The sequence below is a fragment of the Nonomuraea thailandensis genome (genome assembly GCF_024172165.1).
GTDB classification, from domain to species: Bacteria; Actinomycetota; Actinomycetes; order Streptosporangiales; family Streptosporangiaceae; genus Nonomuraea; species Nonomuraea thailandensis.
The window spans coordinates 7,013,079-7,037,901 of the sequence record NZ_JAMZEB010000002.1 but is presented as its reverse complement, the minus strand read 5'-3'; the positions used below and the strand labels follow the sequence as shown (position 1 = coordinate 7,037,901).

The 24,823-nt window shown below is 71.5% G+C and carries 19 protein-coding genes; 11 read left to right on the top strand and 8 right to left on the bottom strand.

Going from position 1 to position 24,823, the window contains the following annotated elements:
• Positions 1-367 precede the first annotated feature (367 nt).
• The 6 genes from HD597_RS36170 to HD597_RS36145 all read left to right on the top strand — a co-directional run bounded on the left by HD597_RS36170 (position 368) and on the right by HD597_RS36145 (position 8,575).
• The gene (locus HD597_RS36170) at positions 368-2,725 is read left to right on the top strand and encodes a beta-xylosidase/alpha-l-arabinosidase (RefSeq protein ID WP_253748074.1); all 2,358 of its coding nucleotides are present in this window, start codon (positions 368-370) and stop codon (positions 2,723-2,725) included.
• Positions 2,722-3,708 carry an ABC transporter permease gene (locus HD597_RS36165; protein WP_253748072.1) on the top strand — a complete coding sequence of 329 codons (987 nt, stop codon included), beginning with the start codon at positions 2,722-2,724 and terminating at the stop codon, positions 3,706-3,708. The genes HD597_RS36170 and HD597_RS36165 overlap by 4 nt, the downstream gene beginning before the upstream one ends.
• Positions 3,705-4,583, top strand: coding sequence for a carbohydrate ABC transporter permease (locus tag HD597_RS36160; protein WP_253748070.1), 879 nt, complete (start codon positions 3,705-3,707; stop codon positions 4,581-4,583). Before HD597_RS36165 ends, HD597_RS36160 begins: the two co-directional genes overlap by 4 nt.
• 38 nt (positions 4,584-4,621) lie before the next feature.
• A complete protein-coding gene (locus HD597_RS36155) occupies positions 4,622-6,262 on the top strand; it encodes an ABC transporter substrate-binding protein (RefSeq protein ID WP_253748068.1) in 1,641 nt (546 codons plus the stop codon).
• A 74-nt stretch (positions 6,263-6,336) separates the two neighbouring features.
• Positions 6,337-7,848, top strand: coding sequence for a GH39 family glycosyl hydrolase (locus tag HD597_RS36150; protein ID WP_253748066.1), 1,512 nt, complete (start codon positions 6,337-6,339; stop codon positions 7,846-7,848).
• A gap of 37 nt (positions 7,849-7,885) precedes the next feature.
• A complete protein-coding gene (locus HD597_RS36145) occupies positions 7,886-8,575 on the top strand; it encodes a DUF624 domain-containing protein (RefSeq protein ID WP_253748064.1) in 690 nt (229 codons plus the stop codon).
• Here HD597_RS36145 and HD597_RS36140 read toward each other — a convergent pair.
• The 3 genes from HD597_RS36140 to HD597_RS36130 form a co-directional block, all read right to left on the bottom strand.
• Positions 8,569-10,584, bottom strand: coding sequence for an alpha-glucuronidase (locus HD597_RS36140; protein WP_253748062.1), 2,016 nt, complete (start codon positions 10,582-10,584; stop codon positions 8,569-8,571). The two genes, HD597_RS36145 and HD597_RS36140, sit on opposite strands and share 7 nt — an antisense overlap.
• A gap of 240 nt (positions 10,585-10,824) precedes the next feature.
• On the bottom strand, positions 10,825-11,043 hold the full coding sequence (locus tag HD597_RS36135; protein WP_253748060.1) for a hypothetical protein: 219 nt from the start codon (positions 11,041-11,043) through the stop codon (positions 10,825-10,827).
• 91 nt (positions 11,044-11,134) lie between these two features.
• A complete protein-coding gene (locus HD597_RS36130; RefSeq protein WP_253748058.1) occupies positions 11,135-12,010 on the bottom strand; it encodes a PaaX family transcriptional regulator in 876 nt (291 codons plus the stop codon).
• Between the two features lie 142 nt (positions 12,011-12,152).
• On the opposite strand from HD597_RS36130, the gene HD597_RS36125 reads away from it, so the two are divergent.
• The 5 genes from HD597_RS36125 to HD597_RS36105 all read left to right on the top strand — a co-directional run bounded on the left by HD597_RS36125 (position 12,153) and on the right by HD597_RS36105 (position 20,543).
• On the top strand, positions 12,153-13,478 hold the full coding sequence (locus HD597_RS36125) for a cellulose binding domain-containing protein (RefSeq protein WP_253748056.1): 1,326 nt from the start codon (positions 12,153-12,155) through the stop codon (positions 13,476-13,478).
• 495 nt (positions 13,479-13,973) lie between these two features.
• A complete protein-coding gene (locus HD597_RS36120) occupies positions 13,974-15,026 on the top strand; it encodes a ketoacyl-ACP synthase III family protein (protein ID WP_253748054.1) in 1,053 nt (350 codons plus the stop codon).
• Positions 15,023-15,274: an acyl carrier protein gene (locus tag HD597_RS36115; protein WP_253748053.1), complete on the top strand. Its 252-nt coding sequence runs from the start codon at positions 15,023-15,025 to the stop codon at positions 15,272-15,274. Before HD597_RS36120 ends, HD597_RS36115 begins: the two co-directional genes overlap by 4 nt.
• Before the next feature lie 20 nt (positions 15,275-15,294).
• Positions 15,295-16,338 (top strand): ketoacyl-ACP synthase III family protein, encoded by a 1,044-nt coding sequence (locus HD597_RS36110; protein WP_253748051.1) that lies wholly within the window; start codon positions 15,295-15,297, stop codon positions 16,336-16,338.
• A gap of 56 nt (positions 16,339-16,394) precedes the next feature.
• Positions 16,395-20,543 carry a type I polyketide synthase gene (locus tag HD597_RS36105; protein WP_253748049.1) on the top strand — a complete coding sequence of 1,383 codons (4,149 nt, stop codon included), beginning with the start codon at positions 16,395-16,397 and terminating at the stop codon, positions 20,541-20,543.
• 187 nt (positions 20,544-20,730) lie between these two features.
• On the opposite strand, the gene HD597_RS36100 is transcribed toward HD597_RS36105, so the two are convergent.
• From HD597_RS36100 to HD597_RS36080, 5 genes are all read right to left on the bottom strand, one after another.
• On the bottom strand, positions 20,731-21,330 hold the full coding sequence (locus HD597_RS36100) for a response regulator (RefSeq protein ID WP_372513637.1): 600 nt from the start codon (positions 21,328-21,330) through the stop codon (positions 20,731-20,733).
• A 29-nt stretch (positions 21,331-21,359) separates the two neighbouring features.
• A complete protein-coding gene (locus HD597_RS36095; RefSeq protein WP_253748045.1) occupies positions 21,360-22,892 on the bottom strand; it encodes a sensor histidine kinase in 1,533 nt (510 codons plus the stop codon).
• A gap of 3 nt (positions 22,893-22,895) precedes the next feature.
• Complete coding sequence (locus HD597_RS36090) at positions 22,896-23,066, bottom strand: hypothetical protein (protein WP_253748043.1); 171 nt, start codon at positions 23,064-23,066, stop codon at positions 22,896-22,898.
• A gap of 301 nt (positions 23,067-23,367) precedes the next feature.
• Complete coding sequence (locus HD597_RS36085; protein ID WP_253748042.1) at positions 23,368-23,958, bottom strand: hypothetical protein; 591 nt, start codon at positions 23,956-23,958, stop codon at positions 23,368-23,370.
• 137 nt (positions 23,959-24,095) lie between these two features.
• Positions 24,096-24,671 (bottom strand): VC0807 family protein, encoded by a 576-nt coding sequence (locus HD597_RS36080; RefSeq protein WP_253748039.1) that lies wholly within the window; start codon positions 24,669-24,671, stop codon positions 24,096-24,098.
• Positions 24,672-24,823 lie beyond the last annotated feature (152 nt).

Genomic DNA, 24,823 nt, shown 5'->3' with positions numbered 1-24,823 from the left:
AAGCGACAGACTGCCCGCAACCGGGACTTAAACCCCACACCTGTAGTCTGCATGTCGACGCGGGACGCCGGAGGTGCCCGGTGCGGGCCACTCGAAGCGGTGTCCGTCATGGCGGCGCCTCACTCGTTGTTTCCGAAAGTTTCGGGAAATTTATCGCCCCGCTGAGCCGGGACGAGCCTGTGATCAGGACGGACCGGTCGCGGGCGGGATCTGCAACATAGCAGGTTGGCCCCACTCTTGACACGATTCAATGGGCCCCTTATGTTGCCGCAATATTAAAGAGATCTGCTTGAAAGTTTCGGCGTCACCCCCGCGTAACACCCCCCGCTCTCGCCGCGGACGGCGCCGTCATGGCCGAAGGGATGGCATGAGGGGCCAGGAACCAATCGACACGCGCTCGGCGCCCGGCGAGAGCGAGCCCTGGCGGGACGCCCGGCTGTCGCCCGCCGAACGGGCCGACGCGCTCATCCCGCTCATGACCCTTGAGGAGAAGATCGCCCAGCTCGTCGGGGTGTGGGTCGGCGCCGACTCATCGGGGGGCGGCGTCGCCCCGCACCAGACGGACATGGGCGCGGGCCCCGAGTGGGACGACGCCATCCGGCAGGGTCTGGGCCAGCTCACGCGCCCGTTCGGGACGGCGCCGGTCGATCCCGTCGCGGGGGCGCGCTCGCTGGCCGCCTCCCAGGCGGAGATCGTCCGGGCCAGCCGGTTCGGGATCCCGGCGCAGGTGCACGAGGAGTGCCTGACGGGCTTCGCCGCCTGGCGGGCGACGGTCTACCCGGCGCCGCTGAGCTGGGGCGCCTCCTTCGACCCCGAGCTGGTCGAGCAGGTGGCCGCGCAGATCGGCCGGTCCATGCGCCGCGCGGGCATCCACCAGGGCCTGGCCCCGGTGGTGGACGTGACCAGGGACTATCGCTGGGGCCGTACCGAGGAGACGATCGGCGAGGACCCGTACCTCGTCGGCACGCTCGGCGCCGCGTACGTGCGCGGCCTGGAGGGCGCCGGCATCGTCGCCACGCTCAAGCACTTCGCCGGCTACTCCAACTCGCGCGGCGGGCGCAACCTCGCGCCGGTCGCGATGGGCCGGCGGGAGCTGGCGGACGTGCTGCTGCCGCCGTTCGAGATGGCGCTGCGCCTGGGCGGCGCCCGCTCCGTCATGAACTCCTACGCCGAGATCGACGGCATGCCGGTGGCGGCCGACGAGAGCATCCTGACCGGGCTGCTGCGCGACGAGTGGGGCTTCGAGGGCACCGTGGTCGCCGACTACTTCTCGGTCCGGTTCCTGGAGCGCCTGCACAAGATCGCCGCCGACGGCGGGCAGGCCGCCGGGCTCGCGCTGAAGGCCGGGATCGACGTCGAGCTGCCCACGGTGGACACCTTCGGCGCGCCGCTGGTCGACGCGGTCAAGGCCGGGTCGGTGGACGAGGCGCTGATCGACCGCGCCCTGCGCCGCGTGCTCATCCAGAAGGCCGAGCAGGGCCTGCTCGACGAGGGCTGGCAGCCGCTGCCCGGCCCGGCCGAGGACGTGCGGCTCGACGACGAGGAGAGCCAGGAGCTGGCCCTGCGGCTGGCCCGCGAGGCCGTCGTGCTGCTGCGCAACGACGACGCCGTCCTGCCGCTGAACCCCGCGGCGAAGGTGGCGCTCATCGGCCCCGTCGCCGACGACCCGATGGCGATGCTGGGCTGCTACGCCTTCCCCAACCACGTCGGCCCGCACCCCGAGCAGGGCCTCGGGCTCGACCTGCCGACGCTGCGCGAGTCGCTCGGCGCGCTGGTCCCCGGCCTCGCCTACGCGCCCGGCTGCGCGATCACCGGCGCCGACACCGCCGGCTTCGCCGAGGCACTCGAGCTGGCGGGCGGCAGCGACGTGGTCGTGCTGGCCGTCGGCGACCGGGCCGGGCTGTTCGGGCGCGGCACCTCCGGCGAGGGCTGCGACGCCACCGACCTGCGCCTGCCCGGCGTCCAGGCCGACCTGGTGCAGGCCGTGCTCGCGACCGGCACCCCGGTGGTGCTGGTGCTGCTGGCGGGCCGCCCGTACGCGCTGGGCGACGAGGTGGCCGCGGCCAAGGCCGTGCTGTACGGCTTCTTCCCCGGCCAGCGCGGCGGCCAGGCCCTGGCCGAGGTGCTGACCGGCGCCGTGAACCCGACCGGCCGCCTGCCGGTCAGCGTGCCGCGCGACGCGGGCGGCCTGCCGGCGACGTACCTGGCCCCGCCGCTGGGCCGCCGCTCCGACGTGTCGTCGGTGGACCCGACGCCCGCGTACCCGTTCGGGCACGGCCTGAGCTACACCGCCTACGAGTGGAGCGACGCGAGCGCCGGTGCCACCGAATGGGCGGTGGACGGCGAGGTGAGCGTCGGGGTGACGGTCCGCAACACCGGCGAGCGCGACGGCGCGGAGGTCGTCCAGCTCTACCTGCACGACCCGGTCGCGCAGACGACCAGGCCGGTGGTCCGCCTGGTCGGCTACGCCCGCGTCCCGCTGGAGGCGGGCCAGGCCGCGCGGGTCACCTTCACCGTCCCGGCCGACGTCACGTCGTTCGCCGGGGCGAACGGCCGCCGCGTCGTCGAGCCGGGCGACGTCGAGCTGCGCCTCGGCCGCTCCTGCGCGGACGCCGTGGCGGCCCTGCCGCTGCGCCTGACCGGCCCCGAGCGCGAGGTCGGCCACGGGCGGCACCTCCTGGCGCCGGCGCACATCGACCGCAACCCCCCGGAGGGCCGAGGATGAGCACATCCGAGACGCTGAGTGTCGGCACGGCGCGCGAGCCCGAGGCCGAACCCGCCCCCAAGCGCCATCGGCGCGAGGGCGGCAGCTCCTGGGGGCGCGCGCTGCGCCGTGACTGGCAGCTCTACTCGCTGGCGGTGCTGCCGCTGCTGTTCTTCCTGGTCTTCCGGTACGCGCCGATGATCGGCAACGTCATCGCCTTCAGGAAGTTCGAGCCCGGCGGCAACATCTTCGGCGAAGAGTGGGTGGGCCTGCGCTACGTGAAGCTGTTCCTGAACGACCCGACGTTCTGGAACGTGTTCACCAACACGCTGGTCCTCGGCGGGCTGACCCTGCTCTTCTGCTTCCCGCTGCCGATCGTGCTGGCCCTGCTGCTCAACGAGGTGCGGCGGCGCGCGCTCAAGCGGTTCCTGCAGTCGGTGACGTACCTGCCGCACTTCCTGTCGATCGTCATCGTGGCCGGTCTCGTCATGCAGATCACCTCGATCGACGGGCCGATCAACGCGTTCCTGGGCTACATCGGCAGCGAGAAGATCTCGTTCATGCAGGACCCGGACTGGTTCCGGACGATCTACGTCGGCTCGGAGGTCTGGCAGACCGTCGGCTGGGGCACGATCCTCTACCTGGCCGCGCTGACCACCATCGACGACCAGCTCTACGAGGCCGCCAGGATGGACGGCGCCGGCCGGTGGCGGCAGATCTGGCACGTGACACTGCCGGGCATCCGGCCCACGGCGGTCACGCTGCTGATCCTCAACATCGGCACGTTCATGGCGGTGGGCTTCGAGAAGGTCTTCCTGCTGTACAACCCGCTGACGTACCCGACGGCCGACGTGATCTCGACGTACGTGTACCGGATGGGCCTGGAGGCGAGCAACTTCAGCTACGCCGCCGCGATCGGCCTGTTCGAGGCGCTGGTCGGCCTGGTGCTGATCCTCTCGGCCAATGTGATCTCCCGCCGCACAGTTGGGACGAGCCTGTGGTGACAACGCACGACATGACCCGGGGCTACCGCGTCTTCCAGTGGTTCAACGGCGTCGTCCTGGCGCTGGTCGTGGTGGTGACGCTCTACCCGTTCGCCAACATCCTGGCCCGCTCGTTCAGCTCGCAGAGCGCCATCGCCGCGGGTGAGGTGAACCTCGTTCCCAAGGGGTTCAACCTGACGACGTACAAGATCGTCGCGTCGGACCCGATGTTCTGGACGAACTACTGGAACACGGTCGTCTACACGGTCATCGCGACGCTCATCGCGATGGTGATGACCACGTGCTACGCGTACGTGCTGTCCAAGAAGCACCTCAAGGGCCGCAAGTTCCTCGTCGGCGTCGCGGTCTTCACCATGTTCTTCTCCGGCGGCCTGATCCCGAACTACGTGCTGATCACCAGCCTCGGCATGAAGAACTCGATCTGGGCGATCGTCCTGCCCAACGCCATCAGCGTGTTCAACCTCCTGGTCATGAAGGCGTTCTTCGAGAGCCTGCCGCAGGACCTGGAGGAGGCCGCCGCCATCGACGGGCTGAACACCTACGGCATCCTGTGGCGGATCGTGCTGCCGCTGTCGAAGGCGGTCATCGCCACGATGATCCTGTTCTACGCGGTCTCGTTCTGGAACTCCTGGTTCGGGGCGTTCCTGTACATGGACCGCTCTGACCTGTTCCCCGTGACGGTCTATTTGCGCAACCTCATCGCCGGCGCGACCGGCGCGGACTCCTACGGCGCGGCTGCCGCCGAGGTGACGCAGGTGGGGGCCAACATCCAGGCGGTGACGATCGTGCTCACCGTCCTGCCGATCCTGGTCATCTACCCGTTCGTCCAGCGCTTCTTCGTCTCCGGCGTCATGCTCGGCGCGGTCAAGGGCTGACCTCCCGGCGCCTCCCAACCCCCAGAAAGGATCCCCCCATGCGCGACATCTCGCGGCGTCAGGCGATCATCGGCCTCGGTGCCTTCGCCTCCCTCGCTCTGACCGCCTGCGGCAGCGACAGCGAGACCCCGGCCAAGGCCACGGACGCGGCCAACAAGGCGGGCTCGATGGCGTCGTACGGCGTCGGCCAGCAGTTCAAGGCCACCGAGCCGCTGTCGTTCGACGTGCTCTACAACAACCACTCGTTCTACCCGAACAAGCCCGACTGGCTGTTCTGGTCGGAGCTGACCAAGCGGACCAATGTCACGTTCAAGCCGGTCGAGGTGCCGCTCAGCGACTACGAGAAGAAGCGTGGCCTGCTCATCGCCGCCGGCGACGCCCCGCTGATCATCCCGAAGACCTACCACCCGCAGGAGGAGGCGTTCGTCTCCTCCGGCGCGATCCTTCCGGTCAGCGACTACTTCAACCTGATGCCCAACTTCCAGGACAAGGTCGCCAAGTGGCAGCTCCAGCCGGAGCTGAACTCGATCATGCAGACGGACGGCAAGATCTACCTGCTGCCCGGCCTGCACGAGGCCGCCTGGGCCGACTACTCCTTCGCGGTGCGCACCGACATCCTCGAGAAGCTGAAGCTGGAAGTCCCCAAGACGCTGGACGACTTCTACAACATGCTCAAGGCGATGAAGGCCGAGTACCCCGACCTCTACCCGATGACCGACCGCTGGGGCGTGCCCACGCCCGGCGGTAACCTGATCAAGCTCATCGCGCAGGCGTACGGCACCAAGGGCGGCTGGGAGTACCAGCACGCGACGTTCGACGCCGCCCAGGGCAAGTTCGTCTACACCGGCGCCATGCCGCAGTACAAGCAGGCGATCGAGTACCTGAACAAGCTGGTGAAGGAGAAGCTGCTCGACCCCGAGAGCTTCACCCAGCAGGACGAGGCCGCCAAGCAGAAGTTCATCTCCGGCAAGTCCTTCGTGATCAGCACCAACGCGCAGGTGCTGATCAACGACTACCGGGCGGCGCTGACCGAGAACATCAAGGACGCCAAGATCGTCAAGATTCCGGTGCCGACCGGCCCGGCGGGCGACGTCAAGGTCGCCACCCGCCTGGAGAACGGCATCATGATCTCCAAGAAGGCCCTGGAGAACAAGAACTTCGTTGCGATGATGCAGCTCATCGACTGGCTCTGGTACTCCGACGCGGGCCTGGAGTTCGCCAAGTGGGGCGTCGAGGGCACGACGTTCACCAAGGAAGGCGACAAGTACAAGCTGGCCGACGACATCGACTACGTCGGCCTGAACCCCGGCGCGCCGAAGCACCTGCAGAAGGACTTCGGTTTCGGCAACGGCGTGTTCGCCTACGGCGGCCCCACCAAGCTGCTCCAGTCCACGTTCTCGGACGAGGAGATGGAGTTCCAGAACGTGATGAACGCCAGGAAGACCTGGCCCGTCGAGCCGGCCGCGCCGCTCAGCGAGGAGGAGCGCGAGCAGGTCTCGCTCTGGGAGACGCCGCTGAAGGACCACGTCACCCAGAACACGCTGAAGTTCATCCTGGGCGAGCGTGACCTCGCCGAGTGGGACGCCTACGTCAAGGAGCTGGAGTCCAAGAACTCCACCCAGTACGTCACCCTCGTGAACGGCGCCTACGACCGCTTCAAGAAGGCACACGGCGGCTGACCCCCTGTCCCGGCCGGGCCGCCCCCAACCTGCCGAGGGGGCGGCCCGGCCGCCTATTTTCCAAGGACTGACCCATGCGCAACCTCGTCCCCGGCGAGCCCTCCGGGCGGCTGTCCGACGCCTGGCGCTTCTGCGTCGGCACCGGACGCTTCGACCTCGCGCTGCGGCGCGACTACCAGGACTCGCTGGCGCTCGTCCAGCGGGAGATCGGCTTCCGGCACATCCGCGGCCACGGCCTGTTCAGCGACGGCGTCGGCGTGCACCGGCCCTACGAGTACGGGGGCGAGCGGCACGTCCGGCACTCGTTCACCTACCTGGACCAGGTCGTCGACGCCTACCTGGAGCTGGGCATCGAGCCGTTCCTGGAGCTGGGCTTCATGCCCTCGGGGCTGGCCTCCGGCGAGCAGACCGTGTTCTGGTGGCGCGGCAACGTCACCCCGCCCAGCTCGTGGCAGGAGTGGGCCGAGCTGGTCAGGGCCACGCTCACCCACCTGATCGACCGCTACGGCCTCGACCGGGTGCGCCGCTGGCCGATCGAGGTCTGGAACGAGCCCAACCTCAAGGACTTCTGGCAGGGCGCCGACGAGGCCGCCTACCACCGCCTGTACGAGATCACCGCCCGCACGATCAAGGACGTGGACGCGTCGCTGCAGGTCGGCGGCCCGTCCATCTCACCCGGCTCCGACGAGTGGATGCCGCGCTTCGCCGACTTCGTCACCGCCCGCGACGTGCCGGTGGACTTCCTCAGCCGCCACGCCTACACCTCGGGCCCGGCCCAGCATGTGCCGTTCGGCGTGCACCAGACGATGGGCCCCGCCTCCGGCCTGCTGGAGCAGTTCGCCACCACGCGCCGGCAGCTCGCGGGCGGCCCGCTGGCGGAGCTGCCGGTGCACATCACCGAGTTCAACTCCTCCTACCGCCCCGACAACCCCGTCCACGACACGGCCTTCAACGCCGCCTACCTAGCGCCCGTGCTGGCCGAGGGCGGCGAGCTGGTGGACTCCTTCTCGTACTGGACGTTCAGCGACATGTTCGAGGAGGTCGGGATCCCGACCTCGATCTTCCACGGCGGCTTCGGCCTGCTGACGCACCGGCAGATCAAGAAGCCCACCTACCACCTGTACGCGTTCATGGCGCGCATGGGCGACCAGCTCCTGACCAGGGGCGAGGACCACCTCGTGACCAGGGACTCCGGCGGCCGGGTGACCGTGCTGGCGTGGGCTCCGGTGGACGTCACGGGCGGTCCGGCCGTCGCCGGGCACACCGTGCGCCTGGCCGTCCCGGTCCAGGGCGGCTCGGCGTTCATGCTGCGCTCGTCGGTGAGCGAGGAGATGGGCAACGCGTGGACGGCCTGGTCTGAAATGGGGCGCCCCCGGTCACCGCACCCCAAGCAGCTCGATATCCTCCGAGAAGCGGCGGAACCGGTCCGCCGCCACCGGAGCCTGCCGGTCACCGGCGGAATGGTCGAGCTCGACCTGACGCTCGACCGCCACGAGGTCACGCTCGTCGAGCTCAGCCCGGTGGTGGACGAGACCCCGCCGTGGTGGGACGACCGCCGGCTGCTCGGCCTGGCGGAGAGCACGTGACCGGCGACGGCCCGGGGCGCCTGGAGAGGGGCACGCGATGGGCGACGTGACGACCTCACGCCAGTTCGGCAGCGGCCCGCTCTCGCGGATCTCCGCCCTGATCTACACCCTGCTGGTCGTCGAACTGCTCGTCCTGCTCACCGCGGTGCCGGGCCTGGTGGCGCTGGTCCTGCTCGACCGCTCCGCCGGCAACGTGCCGCTGATGGCCGCCTGCCTGCTGCCCGCCGGCCCGGCGCTGTCCGCCGCCCTGTACGCGCTGCGCCATCGCGGCCGGGAGCTGACCGAGCTGCGCCCGGCGCCGGCGTTCTGGCGCGGTTACCGGCTCAACTTCGGCGCGGCCATGAAGATCTGGGTCCCCTGGCTGGTGGTGCTGGCCCTGGTCGGGACGAACCTGGGCAACTTCTCGGCCGCCGGGGTGCCCGGCTGGTGGGCGGCGCTGCTGGTCGTCCTGGCGGCGGGCGCCACGCTGTGGGTGGCCAACGCGCTGGTCATCACGTCACTGTTCGCGTTCAGGGCGGTGGACGTGGCCAAGCTGGCGGCGTACTCGCTGGGCCGCTTCCCGGGCGCCACCCTGGCCAACACGTGCCTGCTCATCGTGGCGGGCGGCGTCACGGTGCTCGCCACGGAGGCGGCGCCGGCGCTGCTGGCCTCGGTGCTCACGGCGACGCTCCTGTGGAACAGCCGCGCGATGATCACCGAGGTCCAGCAGCGCTTCACCCGTCAGTAGATCTGCCTGCCCCGGGCGTCGGGCACTCCGGACTTGCGCAGGAAATAGGTGTTGACCTGGTCGCGCCACTCCTCCGCGCACCGGACCTGCTCGTCGAGGCGCTCCTGGACCCGCGCGTACAGCGCCGGGTCCACGGAGCCCGCCAGCTTCTCCCACGCCAGCCGGATCCCGGCCGCCTCCTCGGCGCCCGCGAAGTGGGTGTCGTAGATGTGCTGGACGACCGTGACGCCGCTCTGCAGCACGTGCTCGTACGGCACGTGGTGGAAGAAGAGCAGCAGCTCGTCGGGGCACTCGGCGAGCGACTCGTACACCTCCGACCACGGCGCCGGGTACTGGCCGGTGTAGCCGGTGCCGGTCGCGCGGGTGCGGTCCACGCCCACGCCGTCGCGGTCGGCGAAGTGGTAGGTGCCCCACGGCGTGTACTCGTAGCCGTCCACGTCGGGGCCGTAGTGGTGGCCGGGGCGCACCATGAAGCCGACGCCGAGCGGCGCGGTGTAACGCTCGTAGGTCTCCCAGGAGCCGTCCATCATCTCGTGCAGCGTGTCGCGCACCAGGCCGGACGCGCCGGGGAAGGTCAGGCCGATCCACTCGTCCAGGATCGCCGCCGGGTCGAGCTCGGGGGACCAGGCGAGCCGGCCGAACGCGTACAGGTTGGCCTGGGCCAGCGGGTGACCCGTCCAGTACGGGTCGTCGCCCACATTGGAGACCGCCACCAGGCCGCCGCCCGCGGCCACGTCGGCGACCGCGCGCTCGCCCGGCCCCCAGAAGCGGAACCCGAGCACCTCGCTCCACATCGGGCCGAGGTAGCACACGTGCCGCTGCTGGCCGGTGTACTCCTGCGTCACCTGCAGCTCCACCGCGAGCCTGGTGGCCGGCATGGCGGCGATCACGGGGGAGACCGGCTCGCGCGTCTGGAAGTCCATGGGGCCGTACTTGACCTGGAGGATCGCGTTGTCCCTGAACCGGCCGTCCAGCGGGGCGAAGTGGTCGTGGGCCGCGCGGGCGCGGTCGGTGGAGCGGTCACGCCAGTCCTGGCGGTGGTTGTAGACGAACGCGCGCCAGAACACGACGCCGCCGTGCGGGGCCAGGGCGTCGGCCAGCATGTTCGCGCCGTCGGCGTGGCTGCGCCCGTACGCGAACGGTCCCGGCTGGCCCTCCGAGTCGGCCTTGACCACGTAGCCGCCGAAGTCGGGGATCGTCTCGTAGACCCGCCCGGTCGTGCGCGTCCACCACTCGCGCACGGCCTCGTCCAGCGGGTCGGCGCTGTCCAGGCCGCCGAGCGTGATCGGGGAGGCGAAGTTGACCGACAGGTGCACGCGGATGCCGTACGGGCGCAGCTCCGCCGCGACGGCGGCGACCTCGCCGAGCCGGTCGGTCAGCAGGTGGGCCTCGGCGGTGTGCACGTTCACGTTGTTGATCGCGACCGCGTTGACGCCGGTCGCGGCGAGCAGCCGGCCGTACGCGCGCACCCGGGTGAGGTCCGCGCGCAGGGCGCCGTCCAGCCAGAAGATCGAGCCGCCCGAGTAGCCGCGCTCGACCTGGCCCATCACCGGGTGCACGTCGATGTTGTCCCAATGGTCCAGCATGCGCCGGCGCAGCGCGGGGCGGTGCGCCCGGGCCGGTCGTGCCTCGCCGAACGCAGCCTCGCCCAGCCGGGCCACCTCGAACCAGCCGTACAACAGGCCCGCGGGGTCGTCGGCGAGCACCACCGTGACGCCGTCCCGCCGGGCCAGCACGAAGCCCTCGGCGCCGATCTCCGGCCCCAGCAGCGCCCGCGCCTCGGCCGGCAGGCCGGCGGCCGAGGAAAGGGCGAGCACCAGGTCGCACGCCTCGCCGGGCGCGGCCACGGCGCCGCCGTGCCGCTCGCAGGCGTCGGCCACCTCGGCCCGCACGGTCTCGGCCGGCGCCGAGTCGTCGCCGAGCACGAGCACGCGGCGCGCGCCGGCCGCGCGGAAGGCCTCAGGAGGCAGCCAGGCTGGATGCACGTCGGGCACATGGGGAACGGTCACGGGGGCTCCTTGGAATCGGCGAGCAGGCGGGACACGCCGCCTGGTCACGCGCGGCGGCGGAGGTGCACGCACGCAGCGGTTATGTGCCGAATCTATCGGTTCCCGCCGAGCCGCCCCGCACCGCCTCACACCCTCGCGCCCGACCGTGTGGGGCGGTCGGGAGGGGCGCCGGCGCCGGCACGGTGGCGCGCCCCCTGGCCCGGCCCTCAGGAGCCGGGGGGCGCGTCCGTTCTCACGGTGTCACGAGTAGAGGAAGTAGTAGCGATACTGGTTCATCCACTCGCACCGCCAGTCGTCCCACCAGCCTTGGTCGTCGCCGTAGCTGCCGACCCGCTGACATTCCGAGTAATCCCGGTAGATGCCGTTCAGCGTCTCCGCGTGCGCCGGGGCGGCGCCGAGGGACAACGACATTCCGGTGGCCAGAACGGCCGAGACGAGAACCGCGCGTGCCTTGCGCATCAATCCTCCTGCGACGCACCGGATCATGGCGTTCAAGATTATTGCTGACCGGGTGCCGGAAAAGATAGTCATCAGGCGCGCAAACCCTGTTTCATCGCGTCCGCGAGCTGATCCGTTCCCATTCACGCAACGCGGCCGGCGCCCACTTCGCGTGCTGCTCGCGGAAGAGCCGCGCGGCGCGGGCGCCGCGCCACTGCGCGGGCAGGAGCTCCGCGGGCAGCTCGGGATCGACGAGCGCGAGACGGCGCCAGTCGTGCACGAGCCTGGTGAGCCGGACCAGCGGATCGCTGAACGGCGGGCGGGCGAACGCCGCGAGGAACGCCTCGTACTCCCGCTCGACCTCGTCGAAGTCCCACGCCTGGCGGACGAGGGCCGAGGCTTCGCCGCCCGACAGGTGCTCCGTGACGAAGATCTGCGCCTGCCCGCGCACCCCGGCCTCGTCGAGGACGAGCCCGGCCTCCCCGGCCCGGTCGGTGTGCGTGTTGACCCAGGTCCCCGGCGCCGGGTTGCCGAACCCCGCCCACCGCAGCCGCGTGCGCAGCAGGTGGCGGCCCGGCCGGTTCGTCTCCGCGGCGCGCGCCAGGACCACCAGCCACCGGCCGTCCCAGTCGGGCTGGGTCGCGGTGAAGCGCAGGATCCGCTCGGCGCCCAGCCGCAGGAACTGCTCGAAGGCGGGGCTGAGGCGCCACCACGTGTACCGTCCCTCGCGGCTCGGGCGCAGCCAGCCGTCCGCGGTGGCGCGGGCCAGCGCCTGCCGGCAGGCGTCCTCCTTGACGCCGAAGCGGCCCAGCGCGTCGACGAAGGCCGAGGTGGGCGTGGCCTGCCCGGCCGAGCGCACGTAGCCGCCGAGCAGCGTGACCAGCAGCCCCCGCACGCCGCTCGTGCCCGCGGCGAACCGCCGGGAGCGGCCGGGCTCCGGCCCGCCGCCGCTGTTGACCGCCGGCGTGACGCCGCTGTCAGAGCGCATGTGGGGATTGTAGGACCGGTCACCAGGTCGTCGCTGTGCGTTCGGGAAGGCCCTTCATTTGACGAAACCTTTGACCGCCGTCACATCCCTGTCATATCGTCACGTCGGCCCGCGGCGATCATCCGAACACCGGAGGCGCACCATGCACGCTCGTAAGCGCACGGCCTCGATCCTCGGCATGGTCATGACGATGCTGGCCACCCTCGGTGTGTCGCTCGTCCTGTCGCCACCGGCTCGCGCGGCGGCGCAGGTGATCAGCGACATCGCCTACGCGCCCGCGCAACCGGCCGGCTCCAGGGGACACCTGCTGGACCTCTACCTGCCGGCCGGCGGCATCACCCCCCGGCCGCTGCTGATCTGGCACAGCGGCTCCGCCTGGTCGAGCGACGACGGCAAGAACGGCGCGGACGCGATCGCCGCCGTCTTCAACGCCAAGGGGTTCGCGGTGGCCGGCGTCAGCGTCCGCTCCAGCGCGCAGGCGGTCTTCCCCGCCCAGGTGCACGACGTCAAGGCGGCCATCCGGTGGCTGCGGGCGAACGCCGCCACGTACCAGCTCGACCCCAACCGCTTCGCGATGATGGGCGACTCCTCGGGCGGCTGGCTGACGGAGATGGCCACCCTGACCGGCGGCGTCGCGTCGCTGGAGGGCACCGTCGGCACCACCGGCGTCTCCAGCGCCGTGCAGACGGGGCTCGCCTTCTACAGCCCGACCGACTTCCTCCAGATGAACGCGCAGAACCTGCCGGGTGGAGGGCTGGACCACAACTCTCCCGTCTCGCCCGAATCCCTGCTGATCGGCTGCGCGATCCAGACCTGCCCCGACAAGGTGGCGCTGGCCAACCCGATCAACTACGTCGACGCCAACGACCCGCCGCTGATGTTCCTGCACGGCCAGGCCGACTTCCTGGTGCCGCACGGGCAGAGCGTCCTGCTCTACAACAAGATCAAGGCGAGCTGCGGCAACGCCCTGTTCATCTCGATCCCCGGCGCGGACCACGGCAAGAGCGACGTCATGGACCCCGCCCGCTTCGGCACCCAGACCAGCTACACCACCACCAACTGCTACGGGACCACCCAGGCCGGCACGCCCAACCCCACCTGGGACACCTTCGAGTGGTTCCTGCGCGGCGGGCTCAAGATGGGCACCTCCTGCCAGGTCTCCTACGCCACCACCACCTGGAGCGGCGGCTTCACCGGCAGCGTGACCATCAGGAACACCGGCACGACCCCCATCGACCGCTGGGTCGCGACGTGGACCTGGCCCGGCAACCAGCAGGTCACGACCGCCTGGAACGCCACGGTGACCCAGTCGGGCGCCCAGGTGACCGCACGCGACGCCGGCCACAACGCCGTCATCGGCGCCAGCTCCAGCACCAGCTTCGGCTTCGAGGCGACCTACAGCGGCACGAACGCCACACCGGCCGAGTTCAGGCTCAACGGCATCCCCTGCACCAAGGTGTCCGGCTGAGCCGGGCGCAATTTCGGAAACGCACTCTGGAACCATCCAGCCGGAGAAACCGCAGCTCGGCGCGGAAAAGTGCATTTCCTAACTCGACACGTTCCGCCGATCGCCGATCACGGAATGACGTCGTCCAGATTTCGGACGTTATATTGATTTACTCGGGGGGCCGCCCTATCCTTTCCTCTGTGCCGACCGATGAAAGAGCGGAATCCGTGACGGCCATTGGTTCCGGCTCTTCGCCGACCGGCGGAAATTGCAGAACCCACCAGCCGACCCTCGTCTGACCGCCGACTCCGTATTCACGAAATATTTCGTCGGCCCCTGCGTGCGCCTGGCCGAATTCCCCGTACATATCGCCTGGCGGCGAATTCTCCGGGATGTGCGTCGCCCATCCCGCCGCCGTCCTGTTCCACGCCGTTCTCCCTGGTGCTCCGTCGGATCGACGGCGCCCTTCCACGCCGTGCCCGCAGGCGCGGCGATCGTCGACGAGTTAGGGGACGTGTGCGTACAACCAACATGTTCGTCAGGAGCCTCGGCGTCTTCGTGCCGGACATCGTGAGCGTCGATCAGGCGGTTCGGGAGGGCCGGTACCCGGCCGAGGAGGTCGAGCGGTTCCAGCAGCTCGGCGCGGCGGTCGCCGGCGACGTGCCCGCGCCGGAGATGGCCCGGCGCGCGGTCCTGGACGCCTACGACCGCTGGGGCGAATCCTCCCCGCGGGAGCTCGACCTCCTGCTCTACCCGTCGGTCTGGCACCAGGGCCCCAACGGCTGGCAGCCCCAGCACTACCTGCAGATGCACCTCCTCGGCGGGCACGTGCCCGCGTTCGAGATCCGCAGCGGCTGCGTCGGCATGATCAGCTCGATGGAGCTGGCGGCCAGCTACCTCCAGGCCGACCCGCGGCGGGAGACCGCGATGGTGGTCTCCGCGGACAACCACGGCACCCCGCTGGTGGACCGCTGGCGCATGACGCCCGGAGCGGTCATCGGCGACGCCGCCTGCGCGCTCGTCCTCGGCAAGGAGTACGGCATGGCCGAGCTCCTCGCGGTCAACGCGACCACGATCCCTGAGGCCGACGCCGTCAACGACGGCGGCTACCCGCTGTTCCCCCCGGACGCCACCGTCGGCAGGGGCCTGAGCTTCGGGGACCGGCACGAGGAGTTCCGCCAGCGGCTGCTCAAGGCGCACGGGACCGGGATCCACCTGACCATCCAGAAGACGATGATGCAGCAGGTCGAACAGACCCTGGAGGAGGCCGGCATCGGGTTCGCCGACATCACGCGGGTGGCGTTCCCGCACGGCCGCCGCGAGGACCTGGACGGGCAGATGTCCTGGCTGGGCATCGAGGAGGAGCAGACGACGTGGGACTACGGGCGGCGCGTCGGCCACTGCGGCGCGGTGGACCAGTTCATCGCCTTCGAGCACCTGATCGCGACCGGCGGGCTCGTCGCCGGTGATCACCTGCTCATGGTCGGGTTCGGCTCGGGCACGTCGGTCGCCGCGGCCGCGTTCCGGGTCCTGTCCGGCGTTCCCGTCACGAGAGGAGCACGCGCATGACCGAGCTGACGCAGCGGCTGGTCGGCTTCATCCAGGACAACCTCGTCCTGGACGGCGACGACATCGAGGTGGACGAGACGACCCCGCTCCTCGTGTCGGGCCTGCTGGACTCCCTGCGGACGGCGCGGCTGCTGAACTTCCTCAGGAAGGACGTCGGCGTCCCGATCCCGGCCGCCAAGCTCGACCCCGAGAACTTCAGGGACGTGGTGACCATCGTGGCGATGGTCAGAGAGCTCGAATCCGTCTAGCCGGAGCGAGGGGCGCAGTCATGCAGTGGGCGGACACGTACATCAGCGGAGTGGGAGCCTTCATCCCCCGGACCGTCGTCAGCGTCGAGAAGGCCGTCGCCAAGGGCTGGTACCCGGCGGAGGAGGCGGAGCTGCACAACCTGGCCGGGGCGGCGGTGGCCGGCGACGTACCGGCTCCGGAGATGGCGCTGCACGCGGCGCAGAGCGCGCTCAAACGCAGTGGCCGGGCGCCGTCGGATCTCGACCTCCTCCTGTACGCCTCGACCTGGCACCAGGGCCCGGACGGCTGGCCGCCGCACTCCTACCTGCAGCGCCAGCTCGTCGGCGGGGACGTCGTGGCCACCGAGATCCGGCAGGGCTGCAACGGGATGTTCGTCGCGCTCGACCTCGCGGCGAGCTACCTCGACGCCGCGTCCGGCCGGCAGGCCGCCCTGCTCGTCGCCGCCGACAACTACGGCACCCCGCTGATGGACCGGTGGCGCATGGGCCCCGGCTACGTCGGCGGCGACGCCGCCAGCGCGCTCGTGCTCACCAAGGAGAACGGCTTCGCCCGACTGATGTCGGTCTGCACGGTGACCGTGGCCGAGGCCGAGGAGCTGCACCGCGGCACCGAGCCGCTGTTCCCGCCCGGCGTCACCGTCGGGCGCCGGATGAGCTTCGGGGCCAGGAACGACCAGTTCAGGCAGCAGGTCATGCCCAAGGGCGAGGCCACCGCCGCCCTGTTCAAGATCCAGCGGGCGCTGATGGACGTCGTCGAGCGCGTCCTGGCCGAGAGCGGGATCGAGGCCGGCGATCTCACCCGGGTGGCCTTCATGAACTACTCGGAAGAGATCGTCGAACAGCGCTGCATGGCCGTTCTCGACCTGCCCATGTCCCGATCGACCTGGGATTACGGCCGCACCATCGGCCACTGCGGGGCCAGTGACCAGGTCCTCGCCCTCGACCGGCTGCTGCTGACGGGGGAGCTGGGCCCCGGTGACCACCTGCTGATGCTCGGCACCGGCCCGGGAGTCACCGTCTCCGGCGCCGTGATCAAGATTCTCGACACGCCCGCATGGTCGTGAAACGTCGTCATCGAAGGGAAACGAACGCGATGGCCGATAGTCCGAGCGGAGTACGCGTGGAACCGGTGGCGGTGGTCGGGATCGGATGCCGCTTCCCCGGCGACGCCGGCTCACCGGACGCGTTCTGGGACCTGCTGGGCGCCGCCGGGAACACGACCCGGCCGCTGCCCGCCGAACGCTGGCGCCCGTACGAGAACCACAGCCCCGAGTACGCCGCCGCGCTGCGCGACGCCGTGCGCCACGGCAGCTTCCTGAACGACATCGAGGGCTTCGACGCGGAGTTCTTCGGCCTTTCGCCCCGCGAGGCCGAGCTGATGGACCCGCAGCAGCGGATCCTCATGGAGACCGCGTGGGAGGCGCTGGAGCACGCCGGCCTGCCGCCGCACGAGCTGGCCGGCACCGACGCCGGGGTGTTCGTCGGGGTCTGCACGGCCGACTACGGCGGCCGCCTGCTGGAGGACCTGCCCCAGATCGAGGCGTGGACCGGGATCGGCGCGGCCACCTGCGCCGTCGCCAACCGCATCTCCTACTCGCTGGACCTGCGCGGCCCCAGCATGGCCGTCGACACCGCCTGCTCGGCGTCGCTGGTCGCGCTGCACCTGGCCGCGCAGAGCCTGCGGCTCGGCGAGAGCGACGTCGCCCTCGCCGGCGGCGTCAACCTGCTGGTCACCCCCGGCCAGACCCTCACGCTCGGCACCGCCGGAGCCCTGGCCCCCGACGGGCGCTCGAAGTCGTTCGACGCCACGGCCGACGGCTACGGGCGCGGCGAGGGCTGCGGCGTCGTCGTGCTCAAGCGGCTGTCCGACGCGCAACGAGACGGCGACCGGATCCTCGCGCTCGTCATCGGCAGCGCCGTGAACCAGGACGGGCACACCAACGGCATCATGGCCCCGTGCGGCGCGGCCCAGGAACACGTGATGAACAGGGCCTGCCGGCAGGCGGGCGTCTCGCCCGCCACCGTGGACTACATCGAGGCGCACGGGACCGGCACCAGGCTGGGCGACCCGCTCGAAGCGGAGGCGCTGGCCGCCGTGTACGGCACGGGACGCGCCCCGGACGACCCCTGCCTGATCGGCTCGGTCAAGTCCAACATCGGCCACCTCGAAGGCGCCGCGGGCATCGCCGGCGTCATCAAGGCGGTGCTCGCCCTCCACCGCGGCGAGATCCCCCCGAGCGTGCTCACCACCCCCAACCCGGCCATCGCGTGGGAGACCTCGGGGCTTCGCGTGGTGACCGAACGGTCGGCCTGGCCGGACCGCGGCCACCCGCGCCGGGCGGGCGTCTCCAGCTTCGGCTACGGCGGCACCGTCGCGCACATCCTGCTCGAACAGGCTCCGCCGGCACCGGAGGCGCCGTCGGCCTCGCGCGCTCCCGGGCAGCGGCTGTTCCCGCTGTCGGCCGCCTCGCCCGCGGCTCTGCGGCGGTACGCGGGCATCCTGGCCGACCGGCTCGACGACGGCCTCGACCTCGCTTCGGCCGGGCACACGCTGGCGCTGCGGCGCACCCACCTGGCCCGCCGGGCCGTCGTCAGCGCGGCGGACCAGGGCGAGCTGTCCGCGAGCCTGCGCAGGCTCGCGGAGGACCTGCCGTCCGAGGACGTCCACACCGGGGACGTGCTGCCCGACCCCGGCCCCGGGCCGATCTGGGTGTTCGCCGGGCAGGGCTGCCAGTGGCGCGGCATGGGACGGGAGCTGCTCGCCACCGAGCCGGAGTTCGCGGCCCTGGTCGACGAGGTGGAGCCGATCTTCGCCGAGGAGATCGGCTTCTCTCCCCGGCAGGTCCTGACCGAGGGCGAGCTCGACGGGATCGACCGCGTACAGACCATGATCTTCGTGATGCAGCTCGGCCTCGCCCGGCTCTGGAACGCGTACGGGGTGACGCCCAAGGCCGTCATCGGGCACTCCGTCGGCGAGATCGCGGCGGCGGTGACGGCCGGCGCGATGTCGGTCGCCGACGGCGCGCGCCTGATCTGCCGCCGGTCCCGGCTGCTGCGCCAGGCCGAGGGCAAGGGGGCCATGGTCATGGTCGGCCTGCCCTTCGAGGAGGCGGCCGAGCGGCTGGCCGGCCGTACCGACCTGGTCGCCGCCATCTCGTCGGCGCCCGGCTCCACCGTGCTGTCCGGGGACGTCGCCGCGGTCGAGGCGGTGCTGAACGAGTGGCCGGCCGAGGGCATCGTGGCCCGCCGGGTGGCGTCGGACGTCGCCTTCCACAGCCCGCACATGGACCCCTTGGCCGTCGAACTGGCGGCGGCCACCGCCGATCTGGCGTTCGGCGCGCCCCGCATCCCCATGTACTCGACCGTGCTGGCCGACCCCCGCTCGACGTCCGTCCTGGACTCCGCGTACTGGGCGAAGAACCTGCGCGACCCCGTCCGGCTCCGCGCGGCGACCGAGGCCGCCGCCCAGGACGGTTACCGCGCGTTCCTGGAGATCTCGCCGCACCCCGTGGTCGCGCACTCCCTCAACGAGACGCTCTCGGAGAGCGGGTTCGAGGACGTGTTCATCGGCACGTCGCTGCGCAGGAACCAGCCGGAGCGATCCGCCCTCCTCGCAGCGGTGGGCCTGGCGCACTGCCACGGCGTCGAGGTGGACTGGACGCGCCTGCAGCCGTCCGGCGGCCTGGCCGACCTGCCGCCGTACGCCTGGCAGCACCGCCGCCACTGGCGTGACGGCTCCGGGGGCGACGACGAGAACCGCGGGCACGACGTGCGCTCCCACACCCTGCTCGGCGCCGGGACGAGCCTCGCGGGCAGCCGGACGCGGCTGTGGAAGACCAGCCTGGAGGACGCGAACCGGCCCTATCCCGGCAGCCACACGCTGAACGGGGTCGAGATCGTGCCCGCCGCTGTGCTGGTCAACAGCTTCCTGCGCGCCGGCGAGGACGGCGTCCTTCCCGTCCTCACCGATGTGGAGATGATGCATCCGCTGATGACCTCGGAGCGCAGGCAGATCCAGGTCGTCCACGAGCCTCCCTCGATCCGGCTCGCGGCGCGTACGCCGGCCGGGCCTGGAGAGCCGGAACCGGCCTGGTTGGTGCACGTCACGGCGTGCGTGGGGGGCGGCGGGGGTGCGGCGGGCAGGAGCAACGGGGCTGTTCCCGTCAAGGGAATCGCCCAGAGCAACGGAACCGCCCAGACGAACGGAGCCGCCCAGACGAACGGAGCCGCCCACACCACCGGAGCGGCACAGACGAACGGAGCGGCACAGACCAACGGGGCCGCACAGGCCACCGGGGCCGCCTCAGGCCATGGAGCCCCTCACAGCAACGGGGTTGCCCAGGGCAATGGAGTCGCTCAAGGCGATGGGGTGGCTCTGGACCACGTGCATGCGTTGCCCGAGGCGCTGCCTGACGCCGCTGCGGCCGGGCTCACCCCGCTCGACACCGGGTTCGTTCACCAGCGTCTGGCTGCGGTCGGCGTCCCCTCGACGGGCTTCGCTTGGACGATCCAGGCGCTGTCGGGCGGAGACGGCGTGCTACGCGCCACGGTCCGCACCGGGCACCCGGAGGGCGGGCACGCGGAGGACGGATACTCGGAGAGCGGGCAGCCGGGAGGCGGGCGCGCGGAGGACGGATACTCGCAGGGCGGGCAGCCGACGTGGGCGCCGGCGCTGGACGCGGTGATGTCCGTGGCTCCCTGCGTGTTCCCCGGCGACCCCGTGCTGCGCATGGTGGTGCACATCGACGAGGTGGTGCTGACCGGCCCGCCACCGGAGACCGTGATCATCCACACGGCCCTCGACCCGTCGCGCGACGACACCGTACTGGCACTCCTGGCCGACGCCGACGGCCGCGTGGTGGGACACCTGTCCGGACTCCGCTACCCGGTGATCGACGCCCCCGTGGCGGCCGAGGACGACCTCCGGGAACCCGCGGACTCGTTCGCCGGCCTGCCGCCGGAGGAACTGCGCGAACACGTCCAGACAGAGGTCCGCGCGGAGATCGCCGCCGTGATGAGGCTCGCCACGGAGGACCTGGCGATCCGGCGCCCCCTCATCGAACAGGGGCTGGATTCGGTGATGACGGTCATGGTCAGGCGGCGGTTGGAGAAGCGCTTCGGCTGCCGTCTCCCCGCGACCCTGCTGTGGCAGCAGCCCACCATCGCCGCGATCGCGGACCACCTGGTGGGCATGCTCACAACCCTGCCCCCGAAACAGGACACCGCGGCGACGGCCGTCCTCGATGGCGTCCCGGCCATCGGAGGCTGAGACCCGCACGCGCGGCGGCCGGCCGGGGGTGGCGATCCGCAGAGTGATCCGGCGCCCCCGGCCGCAAGCGCATTCCCCCGGCCCTGCGCCCTGCCCCCTGCCCAGGCCCTCGCTCCGGTCCCCGGTCTCCAGTCCCCAGTCCCCGGTTCTCGGTTCTCGGTTCTCGGTCAGAGGTACGCGGCGGCGTTCAGAGGAGCCGGTTGCGGGCGTAGTCGGCGGCCTCGGTGCGGTTGCGTACGCCGATCTTGGCGAAGGCGTTGTTGATGTGCGTCTTCACCGTCGTCGCGGCGATGAACAGGCGGGCGGCGATCTCGGCGTTGCTGAGCCCGCGGGCGATCAGCCGCAGCACCTCCACCTCCCGCACCGTCAGCCCGTCGGGGCAGACGGTCACCGGCTCAGCAGCGCTCCGCGACAGCACCTCGACCAGCCGCTTCGCCGCCGCGGGCGAGAACGTCGACTGCCCAGCGGCGGCCGAGCGCAGCGCCGCGGCGATCTCGGCCCGCCCCGCGTCCTTGGTCAGGTAACCGCGCGCCCCGGCCAGCAGCGCCGCGTCCACGGACCGATCGTCGTCGTACGTGGTCAGCACCACCACGGCCACCCCGGGATACTCGCGGACGATCCGCCGCGTCGCCTCCACGCCGTCCATGACCGGCATCCGCAGGTCCATCAGCACCACGTCCGGCCGCAGCTCCGCCACCAGCCCCAGCGCCTCCTCACCCTGCCCGGCATCCCCCACGACCTCGACGCCGTCCACCAGATCCAGCAACGCCACGAGCCCTTCACGCATCACCTGCTGGTCATCCACCACCAGCACCTTCACTCCGGCACCTCCGCCCGTACCTCCCACGTCTCGCCGACGGGTCCGGCGCCCAGCGTGCCACCCGCCAGCGCCACCCGCTCCCGCATCCCGGCGAGCCCGTAACCGGTGCGGTGCGCAGGCTGTTCTCCCACGTGCTCCGGGACCGCCGGAAGGGGATTGCGGACCGTCAGGTGGACGGAGTGCTCGCCGTACGACAGGTCGAGCGTGACCGGCCGGCCTGGCGCGTGCTTGGCGGCGTTGGTGAGTGCCTCGCGGGCCGTGCGCAGCAGGCAGACCTCGGCCGCCGGGGTGATCGGCCGCCGCGTCCCCGTGGTGTGCAGCTCAGCCTGTACGGAGTGGTCCCGGCGGTGCTCGGTCACCAGCAGGCCGAGGGCGTCCGGCAGCGGGGGCACGTCCTCGCGCAGCGCCGCCACCGCCGCTCGTGCCTCCACCAGCCCTTCCCTGGCGAGTCCGCGCGAGCGGCGGATGCGGGCCACCGCGCCCGCCACGTCCCCTCGCTCGGTCAGCAGCGCCTCGGCCACGTCGAGCTGCACCCCCAGGGCGCCCAGCGAATGCGCGAGCACGTCGTGCAACTCCCTGGCGATGCGGGCCCGCTCGTCCAGCGCCATGGCGCGGGCCCGGTCCTGGAGGGCGCGGCGGTACTGGCGGCGATGCAGCGCGAACAGCACCGCGCACACCATCACCACACCCTGGACCACGATCGACGTCCGCGGCCGGTCGAACCAGACGAGGCTCCCGGCCATCAACCCCAGGTCGGCCGCGGTGACCAGGCAGATGGTCGTCATGCTCGGCGTCATGTGCGCGGCGTACAGCAGCAGCATCGCGAACAGGAACACCGTGGGCGCCGCCGACTCCGACCCCGTCACCGCAGCCGCCACCGCGGACCCGACCGCGAGCAACACCGTGGGCGGCACAGAGAAACGCCGGACGAATGACGCCTTGCCGGCGGTCGCAGCGGAGACCCCGCCGGACGACGCCACGACGGAGGCGGTGAACGAGTCGTGTGCTGGCGTCTCGGCGGCAAGGGCGGGGAAGCCGTGGTCGGCTGGCGTTTCCTGCAGAACGGGAGAGCGACGATCGGCTGGTGGCGTCTCATCAAAGGCGAGAGGGCGGTGGTGGGATGGCACCTCGGTGAAGGCCGGAGAGTCGTCGTCGTCAACCAGTGCCTGATCAGGGGCGGGATCGTGGTTGTTGGACGGCGCCTTGGTCGGTGTAGGAGACCGGTCGCCGGGCGGTGCTTCGGTGGGTGCGGGAGATCGGTTGCCGGGCAGTGCCTCGGCGGGTGTGGGGAAGGGGGTGTCGAGTCGTGGCCTGGTGGGGGCGGGGTGGCGGCCGTCGAGCAGGACGAACGCCAGCCAGCAGACCATCGCCACGCCCAGCGCCGACCACACGGGCGCCGCCGCCCGGCCCGGCGAGGCGACCACCAGCGACCAGGCGAGGACCATGGTCAGCAGGGCCCTGGTCAGCCGCCCGGTCTCGGGGTCGTCGGCGGCCAGCAGCCGCGTGACCCGCCCCCACACCTCGCGCATGTGCTAGCGGGCGTCCCGCAGGCTGAGAATCATGTCCACCAAGATAAGGCGGAACGCGAGGAACCCGACGACCACGATCAGGGCCACGACGATGACCGCGATCAAGAACTTCCCGTTCACTTTGCCCCCATTGGCGTCCAGCAGGCGTTGCAGCAGTTCAAGCCGTTTGTCCATGCCAGGACGCTAAGCAGGCGGGTGGGTGGAGCGGCACCTCAGAAGGGTGGAACCGAGGGTGGAGCCAGCACCCGACCGCCCCGACCCGACCGCCCCGACCCGATCGCCTCGGCCGGCGGTCTCGTCCGGCCGCCTCGACTGCCGCGCAACACCCACGCCCTACCTCCGCACGGCTTCGCGCGTGCCGATCGTCGCGGAGTTCTGCGCCGCACGTGCCATGCGGGTTCGGGTATCGCGGCCTGCCTACCGGTTCACGTGCGCGCCGACGTGCGGCGGCGGGGCATCGGCGTGCCGTGCAGTGCTACTTGTTGTGTCCCGGTGGAGTGGCGGGGCCGCTGCCACGGATTCGGCCCGGCGGCTCGCGGGTCTGGCCAGGAGGGGCGTACTCCGGGCTGGGGGCGACGGCCGGGGTTCGGGCTGGGCGGGGCGGCCTTGTGTTGACGATGGTCGGCGGGATCGCTGGGGCGATCTTGGATGCCTCACGGACGCCTTCCGACGGTGGTACGGCGCCCGTCGCGCGTAGCCGACTGCGGCTGGGGGCGGGGGTGGCCTGTGAGGTGGAGGGAGCGGGGGCGGTGGCGGCCTGTGGGGCGGTCGAGGGGCGGGTGGCGGCGTGCGGGGTGGTGGGCGGGTGGGTGGAGGTGGTGGGGTCGGCGGGGGCGGAGGTCGAGCGGGGGTCGGTGGCGGCCACTGGGCGTCCGGTGCCGGGGGCGGCGGTGGTCTCCTCGTCGGCGTCAGGTGCCGGTAAGGGATGGAGGGACGGGGAGCTGCCGGGGAGGGCGATCAGGATGGCGGCGAGCACCAGGTGGAGGACGCCCACCAGCAGCGTGGAGATCCGCAGCGCCAGCCCGCGGCGGTGGCGCCGCCGCTCTTCGGCGTGGTCGTTCAGCATTCGCGGCACGTTCCTGCCGATGCCATGCGGGGGTGTCCTCCGGAGCAGGGGGCGGGTGAGTCTCTTGATCTAGGCATGGATGGTCTCGGGGGTCAAGCCCATCGTACGAAGATCACGATCCGGCATCCGCCGCACCCTCATCTCGCGGCACGCAGCCGCGCGCGGTACCACAGTAAGACGCCCGCCCCCGCCGCCAGCAGGACCCAGCCGGCCGGGCGGCCGACCGCCAGGAAGACTCCGGTGGGCAGCCGCAGGGCGAGCACCAGCAGGACGAGGGCGTGGACGGCCAGCGTGGCGCCGACGATCGTGGTCATGACGCTCGCGATCCGGTGGATGTCGGGGCGCCGCAGCGTGGCGGCGGCGCGGGCGTTGCGGGGTGCAAGCCGGTGCAGCAGCACCAGGTGGAGCGGCCTGCCCACTGCCACCGAGACGAGCCCGAGCACGCCCAGCGGCCCCGTCAGCACGGCCTCGTGGAGCTTGAGCACCAGCGGGTCCCCGCCGCTGAGCAGCAGCACCACCAGGGCCACGGCGTAGCCGAGCACGGCGGTCACGCCGATCGGGTCGAGCCGCCGGTGCCGGGCGAACTCGGCGGCCGTCCAGACGAGGGGGATGCCCGCCGCGACGGCCAGCGCGGTGGCGTCGGCGCCGGTGTGCGGGCGGATCAGCGCGTACGCCGCCGGCGGGACGAGGAAGCTCACCACCCCGCTGATCACCACTGAACTCTTCGAGCGCACCCTTGACTTCCCTTCGGCCGGGGCTGACGTGGACCTTCCACAGGGTGGCGTGGAGGGGGCCGGTGGGGCGTCGGAGCCAGGGTGGAATTTCTGGGTCCACCCACGGGTGGAGGTCAGAGCGGGGCATCACG